The organism is Streptomyces sp. NPDC001678 (assembly GCF_042892945.1).
Classification (GTDB): domain Bacteria; phylum Actinomycetota; class Actinomycetes; order Streptomycetales; family Streptomycetaceae; genus Streptomyces.
The window spans coordinates 50577-68292 of record NZ_JBIAUP010000003.1 but is presented as its reverse complement, the minus strand read 5'-3'; the positions used below and the strand labels follow the sequence as shown (position 1 = coordinate 68292).

Sequence of the window (17716 nt, the reverse complement as noted above, 5' to 3'; positions counted from 1 at the left end):
GGCACCATGGGAGGGAGGAGGCGACGCCATGACCCCCAGCACCGATATGACCCCCCGGCCCCAGATGCCCGTCGAGGACTTCGAGGAGCTCGCTCGTACCGCGCCGGAGACCGTCCGGCTTGAGTTCATCAATGGAAAGGTAGAGGTCAAGCCGGTGCCGGACGGTAACCACAGCGAGATCGTCATGTGGCTGCTGACGCAGTGCATGCAGCAGCGCCCAGGGCTTGCGCTCTATCCCGAGCAGGGGCTGAAGGTGGAGGCGTACCGCAAGGGTCGAGCTCGCCCGGACGGTTCCCTTGTGCCTCGAAAGCACTTCGTCGGTCAGGGGGAGTGGGCCGACCCCGAGGGCGTGCTGATGACGGTCGAGGTCACCTCACACGATTCCGGCACCGATCGTCGAGACCAGCGCGAGAAGCGGGACGGGTACGCGGCTGCGGACATCCCCGTGTACCTCCTCGTCGACCGCGACCGAGGCGAGGTCACCGTGCACACGGAACCGGCGAAAGGTCGGTACCGCAGCACCATCACCCGGTCCTTCGGCGAGAGCGTCGAGATCCCCGACCCCGTCCGCATCGTCCTCGACACCGAGGAACTGAAGGAATTCGCGGACTGACGCCCCACGGCCGAAAATCTCACCATGTGGGACCCCCGTGGCTGATTCCGACCTCTCGTTAGACTCGGACCCGACCGCATTACGTATAGCTGCGAGGAGCGCACGTGGGCCTTGTCGTGCAGAAGTACGGAGGCTCATCCGTTGCCGATGCCGAAGGCATCAAGCGGGTCGCCAAGCGAATCGTGGAAGCCAAGAAGAACGGCCACCAGGTGGTCGTCGTGGTTTCCGCGATGGGCGACACGACGGACGAGTTGATCGATCTCGCCGAGCAGGTGTCGCCGATGCCCGCCGGGCGGGAGTTCGACATGCTGCTGACCGCCGGAGAGCGGATCTCCATGGCGCTGCTGGCGATGGCGATCAAAAACCTCGGCCATGAGGCGCAGTCCTTCACGGGCAGCCAGGCCGGTGTGATCACGGACGGGGCCCACAACAAAGCGCGCATCATCGATGTCACGCCGGGCCGGATCCAGCAGTCCGTCGACGCGGGCAACATCGCGATCGTGGCCGGCTTCCAGGGTGTGTCCGCGGACAAGAAGGACATCACCACCCTGGGCCGCGGCGGCAGCGACACGACGGCCGTCGCGCTGGCGGCCGCGCTGGACGCCGAGGTGTGCGAGATCTACACGGATGTCGACGGTGTGTTCACCGCCGACCCGCGGGTGGTGAAGAAGGCCCGCAAGATCGACTGGATCTCGTTCGAGGACATGCTGGAGCTGGCGAGCTCCGGTTCCAAGGTGCTGCTGCACCGTTGCGTCGAGTACGCACGTCGTTACAACATCCCGATCCACGTCCGGTCGTCCTTCTCGGGGCTGCCCGGCACCTGGGTCAGCAACGAACCGCAAGGGGACCAGCCGATGGAGCAGGCGATCATCTCGGGCGTCGCACACGACACCTCCGAGGCGAAGGTCACGGTCGTCGGGGTGCCGGACAAGCCGGGCGAGGCCGCGACGATCTTCCGCGCGATCGCGGACGCCGACATCAACATCGACATGGTCGTGCAGAACGTCTCCGCCGCGACGACGGGTCTGACCGACATCTCCTTCACCCTCCCGAAGACCGAGGGCCGCAAGGCGATCGGGGCGCTGGAGAAGACGAAGGCCGGCGTGGGCTTCGACTCGCTGCGCTACGACGACCAGATCGCGAAGATCTCGCTGGTCGGCGCCGGGATGAAGACGAACCCGGGGGTCACGGCGACGTTCTTCGAGGCCCTGTCCAACGCCGGGGTGAACATCGAGCTGATCTCGACGTCGGAGATCCGCATCTCGGTCGTCACGCGCGCCGACGATGTGCAGGACGCCGTGCGCGCCGTGCACACCGCGTTCGGCCTGGACAGCGAGAGCGACGAGGCCGTCGTCTACGGAGGCACCGGCCGATGACGGCCGCCGCCGACCTCGGGGCCGCCGCGCAGGGCGGCGGCGCCGGGGCCGGCCGGGCCGGGCGGCCCACGCTCGCCGTCGTCGGTGCCACGGGCGCCGTCGGCGGGGTGATGCTGGAGATCCTTTCGCGGCACGCGGACATCTGGGGCGAGATCCGGCTGATGGCGTCCCCGCGCTCGGCCGGCCGGAAGCTGATCGTCCGGGGCGAGGAGACCGAGGTCGTCGCGCTGAGCGAGGAGGCGTTCGAGGGCGTCGCCGTCGCGATGTTCGACGTCCCCGACGAGATCTCGGCGCGCTGGGCGCCGATCGCGGTGTCCAAGGGCGCGGTCGTGGTGGACAACTCCACCGCTTTCCGGATGGACCCGGACGTACCGCTGGTGGTGCCCGAGGTGAACGCGCCCGCAGCCCGGGTGCGGCCGCGCGGGATCATCGCCAACCCCGGCTGCGCCACGCTGACGATGATCGTCGCGGTGGGCGCGCTGCACTCCGCGTTCGGGCTGGGCGAGCTGATCGTCTCCACCTATGAGGCGGCCTCCGGCGCGGGCCGGGCGGGGGCGGACGCGCTCCGGGCACAGCTCGCGGCCGTGGCCGGTACGGAGCTGGGGACGCACCCCGGTGACCTGCGGCGCGCGGTGGGGGACGGCACGGGCCCGTTCCCGGCGCCGGTGGCGCTGAACGTGGTGCCGTGGGCGGGGTCGTACGACAGTGCTTCCGAGGCCTCGGCCTCTGTCGATGACCGCGCCGGCTGGTCCTCCGCCGAGCTCGGCTGGTCCTCCGCCGAGCTGGCGATACGCGACCAGAGCCGCAAGATCCTGGGACTGCCGGGGCTGCGGGTGAGCGCGACCTGCGTCCGCGTACCGGTGATCACGACCCACTCGCTGAGCGTCCACGCGCGCTTCGAGAACGAGGTGACCGTGGAACGGGCGCACGAGGTGCTGGCCAACGCTCCGGGCGTGGTGCTGTGCGACAGCCCCGCCGAAGGGGAGTACCCCACTCCGGCGGACGCGGTCGGCACGGATCCGGCGTGGGTCGGGAGGGTACGACGGTCGCTGGACGATCCCAGGGCGCTCGAACTCTTCGTTTGCGCGGACAATCTGCGCAAGGGCGCGGCCCTGAACATGGCGCAGATCGCGGAATGCGTGGCGGCCGAGCTTACCGCTCCGTAATACTTGGCGGACGGGCTGGGGAATGTGTGAAGGTCTTGTGATCAACTCGTTGGTCCAGACCTCTTGAACTGGGCGAATGATCTGTTCGACGATGCGCTCCCCGCCCGCCGCAACCGCGCCCTGGGCGGGGAACGTCTTTGTCGCCGTCCTTAGCGACGGTGCCGGGGCACGGGGAATGAACCGGGGCATTGAGGAAGAGCTGGTACGCATGAGGGCATATGACGCTTCGTCATGCGGCGCGTCATCCGGCGCGTCCCATGGCGCGTCGTCGATCGCGATGCCTGGCGCGTACAACCCTGACGGGGGGAAGCGTGTCCAACAGGCGTGGCAGAGGTCATCAGCATCGCAACGGTACCGAGGCGCGGCAGCGCCCCGGCGCGTCCGCGTTCCGGCGCACGGGGCGGTATGCCGGTGATCGCTCCATGGTCGGCCGCCCGCCCCGGGCAGCTTCCGCCGCAGGTCCCCGCACAGCCCTCCACGACGTCCGCGCAGCTCGCGCCGATCACGCCGATCTCCTCGGCGCTCGCCCCGCAGGCGTCCCCACAGACGTCCTCGCAGTCGTCTCCACGCCCGTCACACTCGTCCTCACAGCCGTCGCCACGGCCGGGGGACGCTGACGAGGCGATGGCTGAGGGCACCACAGTCGACCATCTCACCGAGACCTACCGCGCCCACTACCGGTCGCTGCTCGGCCTCGCCGCTCTGCTCCTCGACGACACCGCCTCCTGCGAGGATGTGGTGCAGGAAGCATTCATCCGGGTGCACTCGGCCCGCAATCGCGTCCGCGACCCGGAGAAGACCCTCGCCTACCTGCGGCAGACTGTCGTCAATCTCTCCCGTTCCGCGCTCCGGCGCCGCATCCTCGGGCTGAAGCTGCTGTCCAAGCCGATGCCCGACATGGCGAGCGCGGAGGAAGGCGCGTACGAACAACTGGAGCGGGACCAATTGATCAAAGCGATGCGAGGACTTCAGCGACGCCAGCGCGAGGTTCTCGTCCTGCGCTACTTCGCCGACATGACCGAGGCCCAGGTCGCCGAGACCCTCGGCCTCTCCCTGGGCTCGGTCAAGGCGTACGGCTCGCGGGGCATCGCGGCACTCCGGATCGCCATGGAGGCACCGGTATGAGCCACCAGCACTTCCCGCACTCCCCGGAAGGGCGTGATAAGCCGGAATCCTCCGGCCCGCGCGCGTACGACATGACAGACGAAACGAACGGCGCCGGCGTGAACGGCGCGAACCACTTCGCCGACACATTCGCCGACGTACCCGGCTCATCCGACGCACCCGACGCACCCGGCCTCGACGGGCAGGCGCTGAGCCGTCTGCTGCACGGAGCCGTCGGCGACCTGGAGCCCTCGCCCGACGCGCTGGAGCACCTGCGCCGTGCCGTGCCCGCCCGGCGCACCCGGCGCCGGCAGGCCGTCGTCGGCGCTGCCGCAGCGGTGATCCTCGGCGCGACGGCACTGCCCGCCCTCATCCACGTCGCCACGACCGCGGGCACCGCGGACGACCACGCGGCCAACGCCGCCAGCAGCCACCAGCGCACCCATGAGCTCACGGGCGGCCAGCACGGCGCCGACGGCGACGAGAGCGAGCCGGAGCGGAGCCACGGCAGCGCCACCCCGGACGAACGGAAGAAGGACGAGGAGAAGAAGCGGGAGGAGCAGCGGAAGAAGGACGACGGCAGCGCCACCGGCCCGGCCGGTTCCATCGCCGGCACCGCCCCCTCCACCGGGGGGCCCACCCTCATCGCCGCCTCGCCCACCTGCGACCGCGACCAGCTCGGCAAGGGCACCAGCACCGTCGGCGCCGCCGGCAAGGACGGCAAGATCTACGGCGCTTTCCGCGTGGTCAACGTCTCCGGCACCGTCTGCTCCGTGGCCGGCTCCGGCGTCGTCGCCGCCCAGGCCCGGGGCAGCGCGGACAGCGCACGGGTCACCGTCGTCGACCACACATCGGGCGACGCCGCGCCGGCGCTGCCCGACCCCTCGGTCCAGCCCAGCCAGGTGATCCTCCAGCCGGGGCAGGCCTACGAGATCAAGTTCGCGTGGGTCCCGTCGGCCGACGGCGGCCCCAACGGCTGCGCCCGCCCGACGGCCCCCACGGCCACCCCGCAGTCCACCACCAGCGCGGCCCCCGGTGCGACGAAGACGGAGGAGAAGGTCCAGCCCCAGGACCCGGACCAGCCCAAGCCTCCCGCCACGGTCGTCCTCAGCCACACCCCCGACGTAGGCGAACCCAAGGCCGCCGACGCCACCCTCCCGGACGCCTGCGCGGGCACCGTCTACCGCACGGGCCCCCTGGCGGCGGCGACTCCACCGTCCGCTTAGCGCGCCTCCTAGGGGGGCCTCCCCCCGCCCCCACCCCACCCTCCCCCGCGCCCCCGCCCCACCCCATTCCCTGACCCTCGGCCCCGGCGGATTGGTGCCGGGGCGGTGCCCGTACCGTGGTGGTGTGTATCGGTTCCTGCTGACTCCCCGCTGGTGGGGGATCAACGTCTTCACCGTGCTGGCTATCCCCGTGTGCCTGTTCATGGGCAGCTGGCAGCTCAGCCGCTTCGAGACGCGTGTCGACTCGCACCGCGAGCAGCAGACCCAGGCCGACGACGCCCGGGCGGCCGCCTCCGCGCCCCTGCGCGAACTGCTGCCCGTGAGCACCGAGACCTCCGGACGGCAGGCCACCGCCACCGGCCGCTACGACGCCGGCCACCAGCTGCTCGTACCCGACCGGGACCTCGACGAGCGCAAGGGCTTCTACGTCCTGACCCTGCTGCGCACCGACGCCGGGAAGGCCCTGCCGGTCGTCCGGGGCTGGCTGCCCGGTGACGCCGGCGCGTCCGCCGATGCCACCAAGGTGCCCGCCCCGCCGTCCGGCGAGGTCACCGTGACCGGTGCGCTCCAGTCGTCCGAGAGCTCGACGTCCAAGGGCGTCCACTCCTCCGGAGGGCTGCCCCAGGGTCAGATCGGCGTGATCAGCGCCGCCTCGCTGGTGAACCTGGTGCCGTACGAGGTGTACGACGCGTGGATCACCCTGCGCGAGGCGCCCGCCCCCCTGACCGCCGTGCCCCCGGCCGCCCCCCCGAACAGCGGCCTGGACCTCAAGGCCTTCCAGAACCTCGGCTACACCGGTGAGTGGTTCGTCTTCGCCGGCTTCGTCGCCTTCATGTGGTTCCGGCTCTTCCGCCGCGAGGCCGAGGCCGCCCGGGACCTGGCGCTGGGCATCACCCCCGAGGGCCCGGGCGGTCCGACTCCGGATGGCCCGAAGCCGGACGGCCCGAACCCGGACGGTCCGGCTACGGACGGCCCAGATGACGCTCCGCAAAAGCGATCTCCAGCCGAAGCTGCTTGATCCGCTCCTCCGTCACCAGCGAGCCGTGCCCCGCGTCGTAGCGGTAGACCTCGTGCGGGTGGCCGCGCAGCTTCAGCCGCTCGACGTAGTTCTCCACCTGACGTATCGGGCAGCGGGGATCGTTCATCCCGGCCGAGATGTAGACCGGGGCGCGCACGTCGTCGACGTACGTCAGCGGTGACGACGCGGCGTAGCGCTCCGGCACCTCCTCGGGCGTACCGCCGAGCAGGGTGCGGTCCAGTGCCTTCAGCGCCTCCATCTCGTCGTGGTAGGCCGTCACATAGTCCGCGACCGGCACCGCGGCCAGGCCCAGCGCCCAGGATCCGGGCTGGGTGCCCAGGCCCAGCAGTGTCAGATAGCCGCCCCAGGACCCGCCGGCCAGCACCAGCCGCTCGGGGTCGGCGAGCCCGGAGGCCACGGCCCACTCGCGGACGGCGGCGATGTCCTCCAGCTCTATCAGCCCGACGCGGTGCTTGAGGGCGTCCGTCCAGGCCCGCCCGTATCCCGTGGAGCCCCGGTAGTTGACGCGGACGACCGCGAACCCGTGGTCCACCCAGGCGGCGGGCGCGGCCGCGAAGGCGTCGCTGTCGTGCCAGGTGGGGCCGCCGTGGATGTCGAAGACCGTCGGGAACGGGCCCTCGCCCGCGGGCCGCTGCACCAGCGCGTGGATCGTGCCGCCCGGCCCCTCCACCCAGGCGTCGGTGACCGCCACCGAGTCCGGGGCGTGGGTGACGCCGTGCGCCGCCGCCGGCGGCTCCAGTACGACATGTCCGGCCGTGGACCGCACGACCGGCGGCTTGGCGGCCGAGGACCACAGGAACTCGACCGTCCCGTCCGGGCGCGGCAGCGCCCCGGACACCGTGCCCGGCGGGGTGTCGAGGCGGGTCAGCTCGCCGCTGCCCAGGTCGTACCGCATCAGCTCGCTGCGCGCCTGGTAGCCGTGGACGACGAGCAGCGCGGAGCCGTCGGGGTACCAGGCGGCGTCCAGGTCGCCCGGCAGGTCGATGGTGAGCGGGGTCTCCTCGCCCGTGACCGCGTCCCACAGCATGGGTTCCCAGCGGCCGCGCCGCTGGTGGCCGACGAGCAGCCGCGAATCCCCGTCGACGGGCGCGAAGCCCATCACGGACAGGCCCAGCTCCTCGGTGCCGCCGCGGGTGTCGTCGAGCTCGCCGACGGTCGTGCCGTCGGTGCGCACGACGCGGACGGCGGAGTGCATGGCGTCACCGTGCTCGGTGTGCTCGATGGCGATGAGCGTGCCGTCGTGGGACAGATCGCCGACACCCGCGGACTGCTGGTGCCGGTAGATCTCCACGGCCTCGTGGCCGGGCCTTATGACGTGGACGGATGAGCCCGCCTTGTCCGTGGAGCGGCCGATGACGGCCGTGCCGTCCCGGCCGAGCGCCAGCCCGTCCGGGTACGAGGGCTCCAGGCCCGGCGTGGCAGGCTCGTCGGGCCCGCCGTGGAACGGCTGGCGGACCCAGACGCCGAACTCGTCGCCGTCGGTGTCGGAGAACCACCAGATCCACTCCCCGTCCGGGGACAGCACTCCGCCCGTCGTCCCGTTGGGCCGGTCCGTGACCTGGCGCTGCGTGCCCGTGGCCCGGTCCCAGGCGTACAGCTCGAAGGTCCCCGTGGCGCTGGAGGTGAACAGCGACCTGTCCGGGGCGTCCTCCGCCCACCTCGGCAGCCCCGTGCGCGGCGCGCGGAAGCGCTTTTCCCAGTCCGGCATGGTGGCGATGGAGGCGGTGGGCGTCTCGGCCGCGCCGCCTCGCAGGGACCCGTTGCTCTCAGTCATGCCCCCATTCTGCGCTGCTCGGCCGACAACGCGGCGGGGAGCGGCCGAGCCTGTGGATAACTGGCATTCCGCTTACGCGAACCGAGCGTTACGCGAACCGAGCGTTACGCGAACCGGGCGCTGCCGAGCACTGCCGGGCGCTGCCGGGCGCTGCCGAGCTCTGCTGTGGCGTACGGGCCATCGTGCCCACCGCGCCGAGCGGGCCGTCGGGGTTCAGGCCAGGCCGTGCAAGGCGTCGGTGATCGGGGCACCGCCGCCCGTGACTTCGAACATGCGGTTGTGCGTGGTGGTGACGTCCAAGGACGCGATGGCCACGGCGGCGAGGTCGGCACGGCTGAGGGAGCCTTCCGTGACACTGTCGCCCACGGTGATGCGTCCCTGGGCGGCGCCGTCGGTGAGCCACGGCGGCCGGATGACCGTCCACGTCATGCCCGACCGGGTCAGGTGGGTGTCCGCCGCGTCCTTGGCCCGGCCGGTGGCCCGCAGATAGCCGGGCAGCCGGCCGGGGTCACCGCTGCCCATCATCGATATCTGGACCCATCGTTTGACGCCCAGGGCCGCGGCGGCGTCGACGGCTGCGACAACGCCCTTGTGGTCGATCAGTTCGGCCTGCCTCTTGGTCATACTGCCGGTCGCCGCCGCGTTGATGACCGTTTCGGCGGAGGCGAAGACCGGCACGAACATCTCGTGGGAAGGGGAGGCCAGGTCGAACTCGACCACCTCCACTCCGGCGGCCTGCAGCGCCGCGGCCTTGCGGGCCTTGCGGACGACGGCGCGCACGGGATGCCCCTGGGCGAGGAGCTTTTCCACGATGTGCCGACCGGAGGACCCGGTGGCTCCGAGGACGGTGATGGTCATGTGCGTGCTCTTCTCTCGATTCGGGTGGGATCGGTCGGGGCGGGAGCCCGGGGTTCCGGAGACTTCCGTCAGAGGTTGAGGGTGGCCATGCGGGGCGGGTCGTAGCGTTCCCCGACGACGGCACCCGCCGGAACCGCCGTTTCGATGGCCGCCAGTTGGTCCGGGGTGAGCGCGATGCCCTCCGCCCGCAGGTTCTCCTCGAGGTAGCCGCGGCGCTTGGTGCCGGGAATCGGCACGATGTACGGGCCCCGGTGCAGCAGCCAGGCCAGGGCGAGCTGGGCGGGGGTGGCGCCCGAGGCGGTGGCGAACTCGCGCAGCGATGTCACGAGCGCGAGGTTGGTGACGAGGCTGCCCTCCTGGAAGCGTGGCGCGAGGCGGCGCACATCGCCGGCGGGAAACTGGCCGGGGCCAGTGACAGTGCCGGTCAGCAGACCGCGCCCCATCGGGGCGTAGGCGACGAGCCCGATGCCGAGCTCCCGCAGCGTGGGCAGCAACTCGGTCTCGATGTCGCGGCTGAAGAGGGAGTATTCGTACTGCCCGGCGGTGATGGGGTGGACCGCGTGCGCCCTGCGCACGGTGGCCGGACTGGCCTCGGAGATGCCGAGCCGGCGGACCTTGCCGGCGGCGACGAGCTCGGCGAGTGCGCCCCAGGTCTCCTCGATGGGCACGGTCGGGTCGACGCGGTGCTGGTAGTAGAGGTCGATGTGGTCGACGCCGAGGCGCCGCAGCGAGGCGTCGCACGCGGCCCGGACGTAGTCGGGGCGGCCGTTGACACCCAGGGTGGTGCCGTCCGGGAGGCGTTCCACCCCGAATTTGGTGGCGAGGACGACCTCGTCGCGACGCGTGGAGATCGCCCGGCCGACGAGGTGCTCGTTGGTGAACGGGCCGTACATGTCGGCGGTGTCGAGCAGGGTGACACCGCGGTCCAGTGCGCGGTGGATGGTCGCGATCGATTCGGTGTCGTCGCCCGGTCCGTAGAGGTCGCTCATGCCCATGCAGCCGAGGCCGAGGGCCGAGACGTCCAGGCCGGCGAGTCGGCGCTGGTGCATTGGTCTCCGTCAGGTGTGCGGGTGTGGTGGGGAGTTCAGGTCAGCTGGACGATTGCCCGTGCCGCGCCCAGGACCTTCTGGGCCGCGCTCGTCGCCGTGATGTCCACCCGGACGCGTCTGTCCGCGAGCTGCTGGCCGACCACGGCACTGACCTCGATCAGCGCGCCCGTATCGTCGTTCGGGACGACGACCGGCTTGGTGAAGCGCACCCCGTACTCGATCACCGCGCCCGGGTCGCCCGCCCAGTCGGTGACGACACGGATCGCCTCGGTCATCGTGAACATGCCGTGCGCGATGACGCCCGGCAGGCCGACCCGCTGGGCGAAGGCGTCGTTCCAGTGGATGGGGTTGAAGTCGCCGGACGCGCCGGCGTATCGCACCAGGGTGGAACGGGTCACCGAAAACGACTGCGCCGGCAGTCTGGTGCCGGGCGGGGCGTCCTCGTAGCGGATGCTCGCAGTCACGATTCCTCCACTCCCGTCCCACGTGCCACGAGCTTGGTCCACGCGGTCACCACATGGACGCCCGTGTCGTCCCGGACGTCACCGCGGATGTCCAGCACGTCATTGCCGGCGTGGGACCTGATCGCCTCGATCGTCGTGACGACCGTGAGACGGTCGCCCGCGCGAACGGGGCGGGTGTACACGAACTTCTGGTCGCCATGGACCACGCGGCTGTAGTCGAGGCCGAGCTGAGGGTCCTCGATGACCTGGCCCGCCGCCGCGTAGCTGATGGAGAAGACGAAGGTAGGCGGTGCGATCACCTGAGGGTGGCCGAGTACCGCGGCTGCCGCGCGGTCCCGGTACGCGGGGTGGGGGTCGCCGATGGCCGCCGCGAACTCACGGATCTTCTCCACGCCCACTTCGTACGGCGCGGTGGGCGGATAGCTGCGGCCCACGAATGACTGGTCGAGTGCCATTGCTGGCTGGCTCCTTGGCATGGGGCCGGGACCGCGGGGCGGGAGGGGGATGCCCGTCCCGCGGTCCCGGGGCATGGGTGGGGTCAGAACCGGCGCAGCACGAAGCCGTCGCGGGTCTGGCTGCCGCCGCTGTTGAACAGGATGTTGTCGTTGGCGCTGAGGACGTAGTCGCCCGACGGGGTGAGAGCCACCGTGGTCGGGGCCGCTTCGGGTGAGGCCACCTTGCTCACGGTCCGGGCACTGCGCCAGCCGTCCTCCGAGCGGAGCTTGACCAGGGCGTCGGTGCTGTTCGCCTTGATGGTGTTCGTCGCCGCGTAGAGAGTGCCGTCCGCGCCGAGGGCCATGCCGTCGGCGCCGGGGATCGGCGCGTCCAGGCGGATCTCCTGGAAGTCCTTCGGCCGGTGCACCGGGATGCGGAACAGGGACCCGTTGTCGTAGCGGACCACGATCAGGAAACCGGCAGGGTCGTACACGATGCCGTTGACGCCCACGTTGGGAACGCCGTTGGCGTCGTGGCCCGCGTCGAGAGCGGAGTCCTGGAGGAAGGTGGAGGCGGTGCCGGACGGGGTCACCTTGAAGATCGTTCCGGTGAAGGAGTCGGTGACGTAGGCGTTGCCCTTGGCGTCGAGGGCAAGGTCGTTGGCCAGGTGCAGGCCCGGGCCCTGGCCGAGGTCGACCAGCTTCTCCACGGCACCCGTCGAGAGGTTGATGATCGCCAGGCCGACGTACCGGCCCCGGGTCTGGGGCGTGGAACCGACGCTGAGCAGGGCGTTCGGGCCGGCGTAGACATCGCCGTACGTGGCGAGGATACGGTTGTGGGCCGCGTCCACCCGGATGCCCCCGGTGGCGATCAGACGGGGGTCGTCGACAAGGGTGTGGGGTATGCCGTCGGCCCCGACAGCGGAGATCGTGCCGTAGCGCAGAGAACCGATGAGGAAGGCGTTGCGGGTCGGGTCCCAGGTGACGCCCTCGGGGTGGATGGCGCGACCCTCGCCTTGAACGACCGCCGGAAGGGGAGCGGCCGTGTCGGCTACGGCGCGCGGGGCGGGACCGGACTGCTCGGCGTGCGCGGATGCCGACATCGGCAGGAGCAGGGCGGCGGCCGAGGCCAGGACGGCGGCAGCGGTTATACGGCGGCGAGTGCGCAGGCGACTGGACATGGCTTTCCTCTGTTCGTGTTGTTCGTGGGAATCAGTGCGTGTAGTTCATGGAATTCAACGTGGGGGAAACGAGGGCGAGATGGGATGCCCAGCGTGTTCCCCGTGCTTGTGCTTGTGCTCGTGCTCGGCGGTCGCTCGTCAGTCCTTGATCTCGCAGATGACCGCGCCTGAGGACAGCGACGCGCCGACTTCCGCTGCCAGGTCCTTGACCGTGCCGGAGCGGTGGGCGTTGATCGGCTGTTCCATCTTCATGGCCTCCAGGACCACGACCAGGTCGCCCTCGTTGACCTGCTGGCCGTCTTCGACGGCGACCTTGACGATGGTGCCCTGCATCGGGGAGGTCAGCGAGTCGCCCGAGGCGGCCGCGCCCGCTTTCTTCGCCGCGCGGCGCTTGGGCCGCCCGCCGCCACCAGCGGCCGGGCCACCGCTGAAGCTCGCGCCGAGCGAAGACGGGAGCGTGACCTCCAGCCGCTTGCCACCGACCTCGACCACGACCGTCTCACGGCCCTGCGGCTCGTCCTCCTCGGCGCCGGCCGGTGCGGCGAACGGCTCTATCGTGTTGGCGAATTCGGTTTCGATCCAGCGGGTGTGGACGCGGAACGGGTCACTGGTGAACGCCGGGTCGGTGACGACCGCATGGTGGAAGGGGATGGCGGTGGCCATGCCCTCGACCCGGAACTCCGCCAGAGCACGGGCCGCCCGCTGAAGGGCCTGCTCACGCGACGCACCCGTCACGATCAGCTTCGCCAGCAACGAATCCCACGCCGGGCCGATCACCGAGCCCGACTCCACACCCGCGTCCAGGCGCACGCCCGGACCTGTCGGCGGGGTGAAGGTGGTGACGGTGCCGGGAGCGGGCAGGAAGTTACGGCCCGGGTCCTCACCGTTGATCCGGAACTCGAACGAATGCCCCCGCACGGCCGGGTCGTCGTACCCGAGCTCCTCGCCGTCGGCGATCCGGAACATCTCCCGGACCAGGTCGATGCCGGTGACCTCTTCGGTGACGGGGTGCTCGACCTGCAGACGCGTGTTGACCTCCAGGAAGGAGATCGTGCCGTCGTTGCCGACGAGGAATTCGACGGTGCCCGCGCCGACGTAGCCGGCTTCCTTCAAGATCGCCTTCGACGCCGCGTACAACTGCGCGTTCTGCTCATCCGACAGGAACGGCGCCGGGGCCTCCTCGACGAGCTTCTGGTGCCGGCGCTGGAGCGAGCAGTCGCGCGTCGAGACGACGACGACGTTGCCGTGGGTGTCGGCCAGGCACTGGGTCTCGACGTGGCGGGGCTTGTCGAGGTAACGCTCGACGAAGCACTCGCCCCGGCCGAACGCCGCCACCGCCTCCCGCACCGCCGACTCGAACAGCTCCGGCACTTCCTCCAGCGTCCGGGCGACCTTCAGGCCACGGCCACCGCCACCGAACGCCGCCTTGATCGCGATCGGCAGACCATGCTCCCGGGCGAAAGCCACCACCTCCTCCGCCCCGGAGACCGGATCGGGAGTCCCTGCGACCAGGGGCGCGCCGGCGCGCTGGGCGATGTGACGGGCCGCGACCTTGTCACCCAGATCCCGGATCGCCTGCGGCGGCGGGCCGATCCACGTCAGCCCAGCGTCCAGCACCGCCTGCGCGAACTCCGCGTTCTCGGAAAGGAACCCGTACCCGGGATGGACCGCGTCCGCGCCCGACTCCGCCGCCGCGGCCAGCACCTTGCCCATGTCCAGGTAACTGGTGGCCGGGGTCTCACCACCCAGCGCGTACGCCTCGTCGGCCGCCCGGACATGCAACGCGTCACGATCCGGATCGGCATAGACCGCCACACTCGCGATCCCCGCGTCCCGGCACGCACGAGCGACACGGACAGCGATTTCACCACGATTGGCGATAAGCACCTTGCGCACGAACTCTCCTAGAAGAAGGCAGGGCAGCACCTGCCGGAAGTACAAAACCCCGGACGTCCTTGTTTTACGAGGCGTGGGGAAGTCTGCTGATCCTCGGCAGAAGGCGGGGAGTACTGGCGGTGTGAGCCGCCGGAGATCCCGGATTGTCGATGTCGGCTCCGGCGAGGATGAGCCGCTGCATTTTCTGGAGCGTCGGCGAGGGATCGAGCCCGAGTTCTTCCTGCAGTATTCCCCGGAGTTCCTGATAGGCGCGGAGGGCGTCTCCTCTGCGGCCGCACCGGTAGAGGGCGGTGATGAGCTGGCCGTGCAGCCATTCGTTCAGTGGGTGGCGAGTGACCAGGCTCTTGAGTTCCGCGGCCAGCTGCCCGTGCTGACCGAGCTGCATGTCGGCTCCGATGCGGCGTTGCAGAACGCGCATGTACACCTCTTGGAGATGTTGCACGTGCTGGGTGAGGACCGGACCGCACCCGACGTCCGTGAGCACGTCCCCGCTCCACAGATCCAGTGCCCGGGACAACACACGCGTGCCTTCGGGCAGGTCGCCGGTGTTCATCAGGGCCTCGCCCTGGCGGGCGAGGCGGTGGAAGATCTCCGCGTCGACCTGCTCCGGTCTGGCCCGCAGCACGTATCCGGCCGGCCAGGTGTCGATGAGTTCGGTGGGAAGACCGCTGCCGATTTCCTGCTTGAGTATCCGGCGCAGGTGATAGATGTGCGTACGGACGGTTGACAGTGCGGTCTTGGGCGGTTCCTTTCCCCACAGCTCGTCGACGAGCGGGCCGTGGGAGACGACCGATCCGGGCTGCAGGACCAGCAGCGACAGCAATTGCCGTACTTTTGGCCCGCGCGGCGCCGGTAGCTCTCTACCGTTGTGTTTGATTTGCAGAGGCCCCAGAACTTTGAACTGAAGCACTGTCTCCCCCGTGGAGTCGAGCCGATTCTCAGAAACCGTGCGGGATCGACGTTTCCACGGCCGGGGGCCGACTGCAAGGAAATGATTCTAAGGTTGAGTCGGCCTACGCAGAAGGATGAGTGCAGAACACGGTCTGATCTCCTTCGAAACGTAGTGTGCCCGTCCGGTTGTCCTCCCGTCCGGTGGGGGCGCCGGTCAGCACGGCAACGGTGGTGAGGACGTGGTTGCCGGCGAGGAGCCGGACCCAGCCGGTCAGGTGGTGGCCGGCCGGGAGGAGGCCACGGCCGATCCGGATCTCCAGCAGTCCGCGCTCCACGTGGAGTTCCACGTCGTGAAAGACCGGGGTCCGCGGGCTGAGTCCCGACAGCGCCTTGTAGAGCGCTTCCTTCGCCGAGAAGAGGACGGAGAGTCGGCTCTCCGGGCGGCGTGCCCTGCTCACCCACGCGCGTTCGTGACGGGTGCAGACGAGCCGGGCGGTGGCCCGCGTGAGGCGGTCGGTGCGCTCCAGGTCGATGCCGGTGGCGGCGACGCCGGGATGCGTGCTGACGAAGCTGACCCCGATGTGCCCGGTGCAGTGACTGATGGAGCCGGTGGTGCCCGCGGGGAAGAGGGGCCGGCGCCCGTCGCGCAGGACGGGCCCGGGGACTCCCAGGACGGCCAGTGCGCGGCGGGCCGCCAAGCGGCCGGCCGCGAAATCGGCGCGCCGCCGGGCAGGCAGGCCGCGCAGCAGTCGCATCTCGTCGTCGTGCAGCTGAACGGCGGTGTCCGGTGCCAACTGGTGCAGGGCGAGGGCGGTATGGGGCAGGGGGCCCGGCCCTGCCGCGTCGAGTTCGAGAGCACGGGGTGTGGGAAACGGTGGGCGCGACATGAGGATCTCCTGCCGGCGGCACGCGCTGCGGATGTGGCGGCCGGCCGCCCGGGACTCCCGGGCGGCCGCGGCCGGTTGCGCGCAAGGGGTAGGGGGTGGACTGTGCGGTGTCGGGGCCGCGGTCAGGCGGACACCTCGGCCGGGGTGCGCTCGGCGTCCTGGTGCTCGTGCTCGCCGGCGGCGGTGTCCTCGGCCGGCCGGTCGGTGAGGATGAGGTGGAGGACGACGGCGCTGACGACGCAGATGGCGGCGGTGGCCCACAGGACGACCTGGAAGCCGTGGGTGTAGCCCTGGCCGAGGAAGTCGGTGAAGGCGTCGCGTGCCGCCGGGGCCGTCTTGGACACCGGCTCGCCGAGGTTGCCGCTGGTGACGCTGTCGGTCACGGCGCGTGCGTCGAGGGAGGTGCCCTGGGTGAAGCGGTCGAGGCCGTTGGAGACGCGGTTCTGGACGAGGGAGACCAGGGCGGCGACCATGCCGGCGACGGCCACTGCCTCGCTGGCGAGACGGATGGTGTTGAACATGCCGCTGGCCATGCCGACCTTGGACGGGGGGACGGTGCTGACCGCGGCGCCGTCCATCAGGCCGTAGATGAGGCCGATGCCGGTGCCGATGAGCAGGAGCGGTCCGGCCAGGCCGAGCAGGCTGATGTCGGGGTGGATGACGGTCAGCCAGGCCAGTCCGGCCGCGACCAGCAGGAGGCTGCCGCTGAGGATGGGGCGCATGGACACCCCGGCCTGGACGAGACGCCCGGCGACCAGCGGGAAGGCGAGCACCGGGGCGGTGAGCAGCAGCATGGTCAGGCCGGCCGCGCTGTTACTGAGCCCGTTGGCGCCGACCAGGTAGGAGGGCAGCAGGACCATGAGGCCGACGAAGCCGAAGGAGACGGCGGTGGCCAGCAGGTTGACGGCCATGAACCGCGGCTCGGTGAAGAGCGAGAGGTCGAACATCGGGTGCTGCTGGCGCCGTTCGACGATGACGAAGGCGATCAGGAGCAGTACGCACGCGGCGAGGAGCCCGAGGACCTGCGGGCCGCCCCAGCCCCACTGCGGGCCTTCGATGATCGCGAGGGTGAAGCAGAAGAGGGCCAGGGTGAAGGTGACGGTGCCGGCCCAGTCGACGGCGTTGGCGTCGGGGTTCTTCGACTCCTGCAGGAGGCCGAGGCCGAGCATGGCGACGGCGACGATGGCGAACTGGACCCAGAAGATCGAGCGCCAGCCGAGGCCGGAGACGAGCAGGCCCGAAGTGGTCGGGCCGAGGGCGAGGCCGGCCCCGATGGTGACGCCGACGAAGGCGAACGCCTTGGTGCGGGCGGCCCCTTGGAACATGTTGGCCATCACCGACACGCCCGCGGTCATCATGGCGGCGGCCGCGACGCCGGCGATGCCCCTGGCGATGTCCAGCATGATGACGTCGGTGGCGAGTGCGCCGACGAGCGCGGAGACGCCGTAGAGGCCGAGGCCGAAGGCGAAGACGCGCTTGCGGCCGATGCGGTCGGCGATCGACCCGGCGGCCATCATGAAGCTGGCGGCGGTGACGTTGTAGGCGTTGACGACCCACTGCAGCGGCACGACGCCCGCGTGCAGGTCGTCACCGATCGCGGGGAGCGCGACCGGCGCGCTGCTCAGGCCGAGCGGCACGATGAACACGGCCAGGCAGAGGGCGAAGATGGTTAAACCGGTGCGGGGCGGTGCCTGCGGGGTGGCGGCGGCAGCCATCGGAGCTCCTTGTCAGGTGGTCGGGGAGGGGCGGCAGGGATAC

The 17716-nt window shown here is 70.7% G+C and carries 16 protein-coding genes; 6 read left to right on the top strand and 10 right to left on the bottom strand.

The window, feature by feature from the left end; all coding sequences use genetic code 11:
• Nucleotides 1-28 precede the first annotated feature (28 nt).
• The 6 genes from ACFYZR_RS07065 (at nucleotide 29) to ACFYZR_RS07040 (ending at nucleotide 6503) form a co-directional block, all read left to right on the top strand.
• Nucleotides 29-613, top strand: coding sequence for a Uma2 family endonuclease (locus ACFYZR_RS07065; protein ID WP_391906250.1), 585 nt, complete (start codon nucleotides 29-31; stop codon nucleotides 611-613).
• 104 nt (nucleotides 614-717) lie between these two features.
• Nucleotides 718-1989 carry an aspartate kinase gene (locus ACFYZR_RS07060; RefSeq protein WP_391906247.1) on the top strand — a complete coding sequence of 424 codons (1272 nt, stop codon included), beginning with the start codon at nucleotides 718-720 and terminating at the stop codon, nucleotides 1987-1989.
• Nucleotides 1986-3155: an aspartate-semialdehyde dehydrogenase gene (locus ACFYZR_RS07055; RefSeq protein ID WP_391906245.1), complete on the top strand. Its 1170-nt coding sequence runs from the start codon at nucleotides 1986-1988 to the stop codon at nucleotides 3153-3155. Before ACFYZR_RS07060 ends, ACFYZR_RS07055 begins: the two co-directional genes overlap by 4 nt.
• Nucleotides 3156-3479: 324 nt before the next feature.
• The gene (locus tag ACFYZR_RS07050; RefSeq protein ID WP_391906243.1) at nucleotides 3480-4280 is read left to right on the top strand and encodes a SigE family RNA polymerase sigma factor; all 801 of its coding nucleotides are present in this window, start codon (nucleotides 3480-3482) and stop codon (nucleotides 4278-4280) included.
• A gap of 71 nt (nucleotides 4281-4351) precedes the next feature.
• Entirely contained in the window at nucleotides 4352-5485 is a 1134-nt protein-coding gene (locus tag ACFYZR_RS07045; protein ID WP_391906241.1) for a hypothetical protein, read from the top strand.
• A 124-nt stretch (nucleotides 5486-5609) separates the two neighbouring features.
• A complete protein-coding gene (locus ACFYZR_RS07040; RefSeq protein WP_391906238.1) occupies nucleotides 5610-6503 on the top strand; it encodes an SURF1 family protein in 894 nt (297 codons plus the stop codon).
• On the opposite strand, the gene ACFYZR_RS07035 is transcribed toward ACFYZR_RS07040, so the two are convergent.
• The 10 genes from ACFYZR_RS07035 to ACFYZR_RS06990 form a co-directional block, all read right to left on the bottom strand.
• Nucleotides 6448-8232: a S9 family peptidase gene (locus ACFYZR_RS07035; protein ID WP_391907290.1), complete on the bottom strand. Its 1785-nt coding sequence runs from the start codon at nucleotides 8230-8232 to the stop codon at nucleotides 6448-6450. The genes ACFYZR_RS07040 and ACFYZR_RS07035 overlap by 56 nt on opposite strands.
• Nucleotides 8233-8511: 279 nt before the next feature.
• Nucleotides 8512-9156, bottom strand: a complete 645-nt coding sequence (locus tag ACFYZR_RS07030) for an SDR family oxidoreductase (protein WP_391906235.1) — start codon at nucleotides 9154-9156, stop codon at nucleotides 8512-8514.
• 68 nt (nucleotides 9157-9224) lie between these two features.
• On the bottom strand, nucleotides 9225-10205 hold the full coding sequence (locus ACFYZR_RS07025; protein ID WP_391906232.1) for an aldo/keto reductase: 981 nt from the start codon (nucleotides 10203-10205) through the stop codon (nucleotides 9225-9227).
• 35 nt (nucleotides 10206-10240) lie between these two features.
• Complete coding sequence (locus ACFYZR_RS07020; protein ID WP_391906229.1) at nucleotides 10241-10669, bottom strand: MaoC family dehydratase; 429 nt, start codon at nucleotides 10667-10669, stop codon at nucleotides 10241-10243.
• Nucleotides 10666-11124, bottom strand: coding sequence for a MaoC family dehydratase N-terminal domain-containing protein (locus ACFYZR_RS07015; protein WP_391906226.1), 459 nt, complete (start codon nucleotides 11122-11124; stop codon nucleotides 10666-10668). Before ACFYZR_RS07015 ends, ACFYZR_RS07020 begins: the two co-directional genes overlap by 4 nt.
• An 83-nt stretch (nucleotides 11125-11207) precedes the next feature.
• Nucleotides 11208-12284 (bottom strand): hypothetical protein, encoded by a 1077-nt coding sequence (locus ACFYZR_RS07010; RefSeq protein ID WP_391906223.1) that lies wholly within the window; start codon nucleotides 12282-12284, stop codon nucleotides 11208-11210.
• Nucleotides 12285-12422: 138 nt separating this feature from the next.
• A complete protein-coding gene (locus ACFYZR_RS07005) occupies nucleotides 12423-14180 on the bottom strand; it encodes an acetyl/propionyl/methylcrotonyl-CoA carboxylase subunit alpha (RefSeq protein WP_391906221.1) in 1758 nt (585 codons plus the stop codon).
• A gap of 64 nt (nucleotides 14181-14244) precedes the next feature.
• Nucleotides 14245-15090: a BTAD domain-containing putative transcriptional regulator gene (locus ACFYZR_RS07000; RefSeq protein ID WP_391906218.1), complete on the bottom strand. Its 846-nt coding sequence runs from the start codon at nucleotides 15088-15090 to the stop codon at nucleotides 14245-14247.
• A gap of 103 nt (nucleotides 15091-15193) precedes the next feature.
• Nucleotides 15194-15958, bottom strand: a complete 765-nt coding sequence (locus ACFYZR_RS06995) for a 4'-phosphopantetheinyl transferase (RefSeq protein WP_391906216.1) — start codon at nucleotides 15956-15958, stop codon at nucleotides 15194-15196.
• Nucleotides 15959-16080: 122 nt separating this feature from the next.
• A complete protein-coding gene (locus ACFYZR_RS06990) occupies nucleotides 16081-17673 on the bottom strand; it encodes an MFS transporter (protein ID WP_391906213.1) in 1593 nt (530 codons plus the stop codon).
• Between the last annotated feature and the right edge of the window lie 43 nt (nucleotides 17674-17716).

Excerpts from the sequence above, each read along its gene's own strand:
- ACFYZR_RS07015 (WP_391906226.1), bottom strand. The coding sequence starts at position 11,124 with ATGGCACTCGACCAGTCATTCGTGGGCCGCAGCTATCCGCCCACCGCG.
- ACFYZR_RS07025 (WP_391906232.1), bottom strand. The coding sequence starts at position 10,205 with ATGCACCAGCGCCGACTCGCCGGCCTGGACGTCTCGGCCCTCGGCCTC.
- ACFYZR_RS07010 (WP_391906223.1), bottom strand. The coding sequence starts at position 12,284 with ATGTCCAGTCGCCTGCGCACTCGCCGCCGTATAACCGCTGCCGCCGTC.
- ACFYZR_RS07055 (WP_391906245.1), top strand. The coding sequence starts at position 1,986 with ATGACGGCCGCCGCCGACCTCGGGGCCGCCGCGCAGGGCGGCGGCGCC.
- ACFYZR_RS07035 (WP_391907290.1), bottom strand. The coding sequence starts at position 8,232 with ATGCCGGACTGGGAAAAGCGCTTCCGCGCGCCGCGCACGGGGCTGCCG.
- ACFYZR_RS07065 (WP_391906250.1), top strand. The coding sequence starts at position 29 with ATGACCCCCAGCACCGATATGACCCCCCGGCCCCAGATGCCCGTCGAG.
- ACFYZR_RS07045 (WP_391906241.1), top strand. The coding sequence starts at position 4,352 with ATGACAGACGAAACGAACGGCGCCGGCGTGAACGGCGCGAACCACTTC.
- ACFYZR_RS06990 (WP_391906213.1), bottom strand. The coding sequence starts at position 17,673 with ATGGCTGCCGCCGCCACCCCGCAGGCACCGCCCCGCACCGGTTTAACC.
- ACFYZR_RS07030 (WP_391906235.1), bottom strand. The coding sequence starts at position 9,156 with ATGACCATCACCGTCCTCGGAGCCACCGGGTCCTCCGGTCGGCACATC.
- ACFYZR_RS06995 (WP_391906216.1), bottom strand. The coding sequence starts at position 15,958 with ATGTCGCGCCCACCGTTTCCCACACCCCGTGCTCTCGAACTCGACGCG.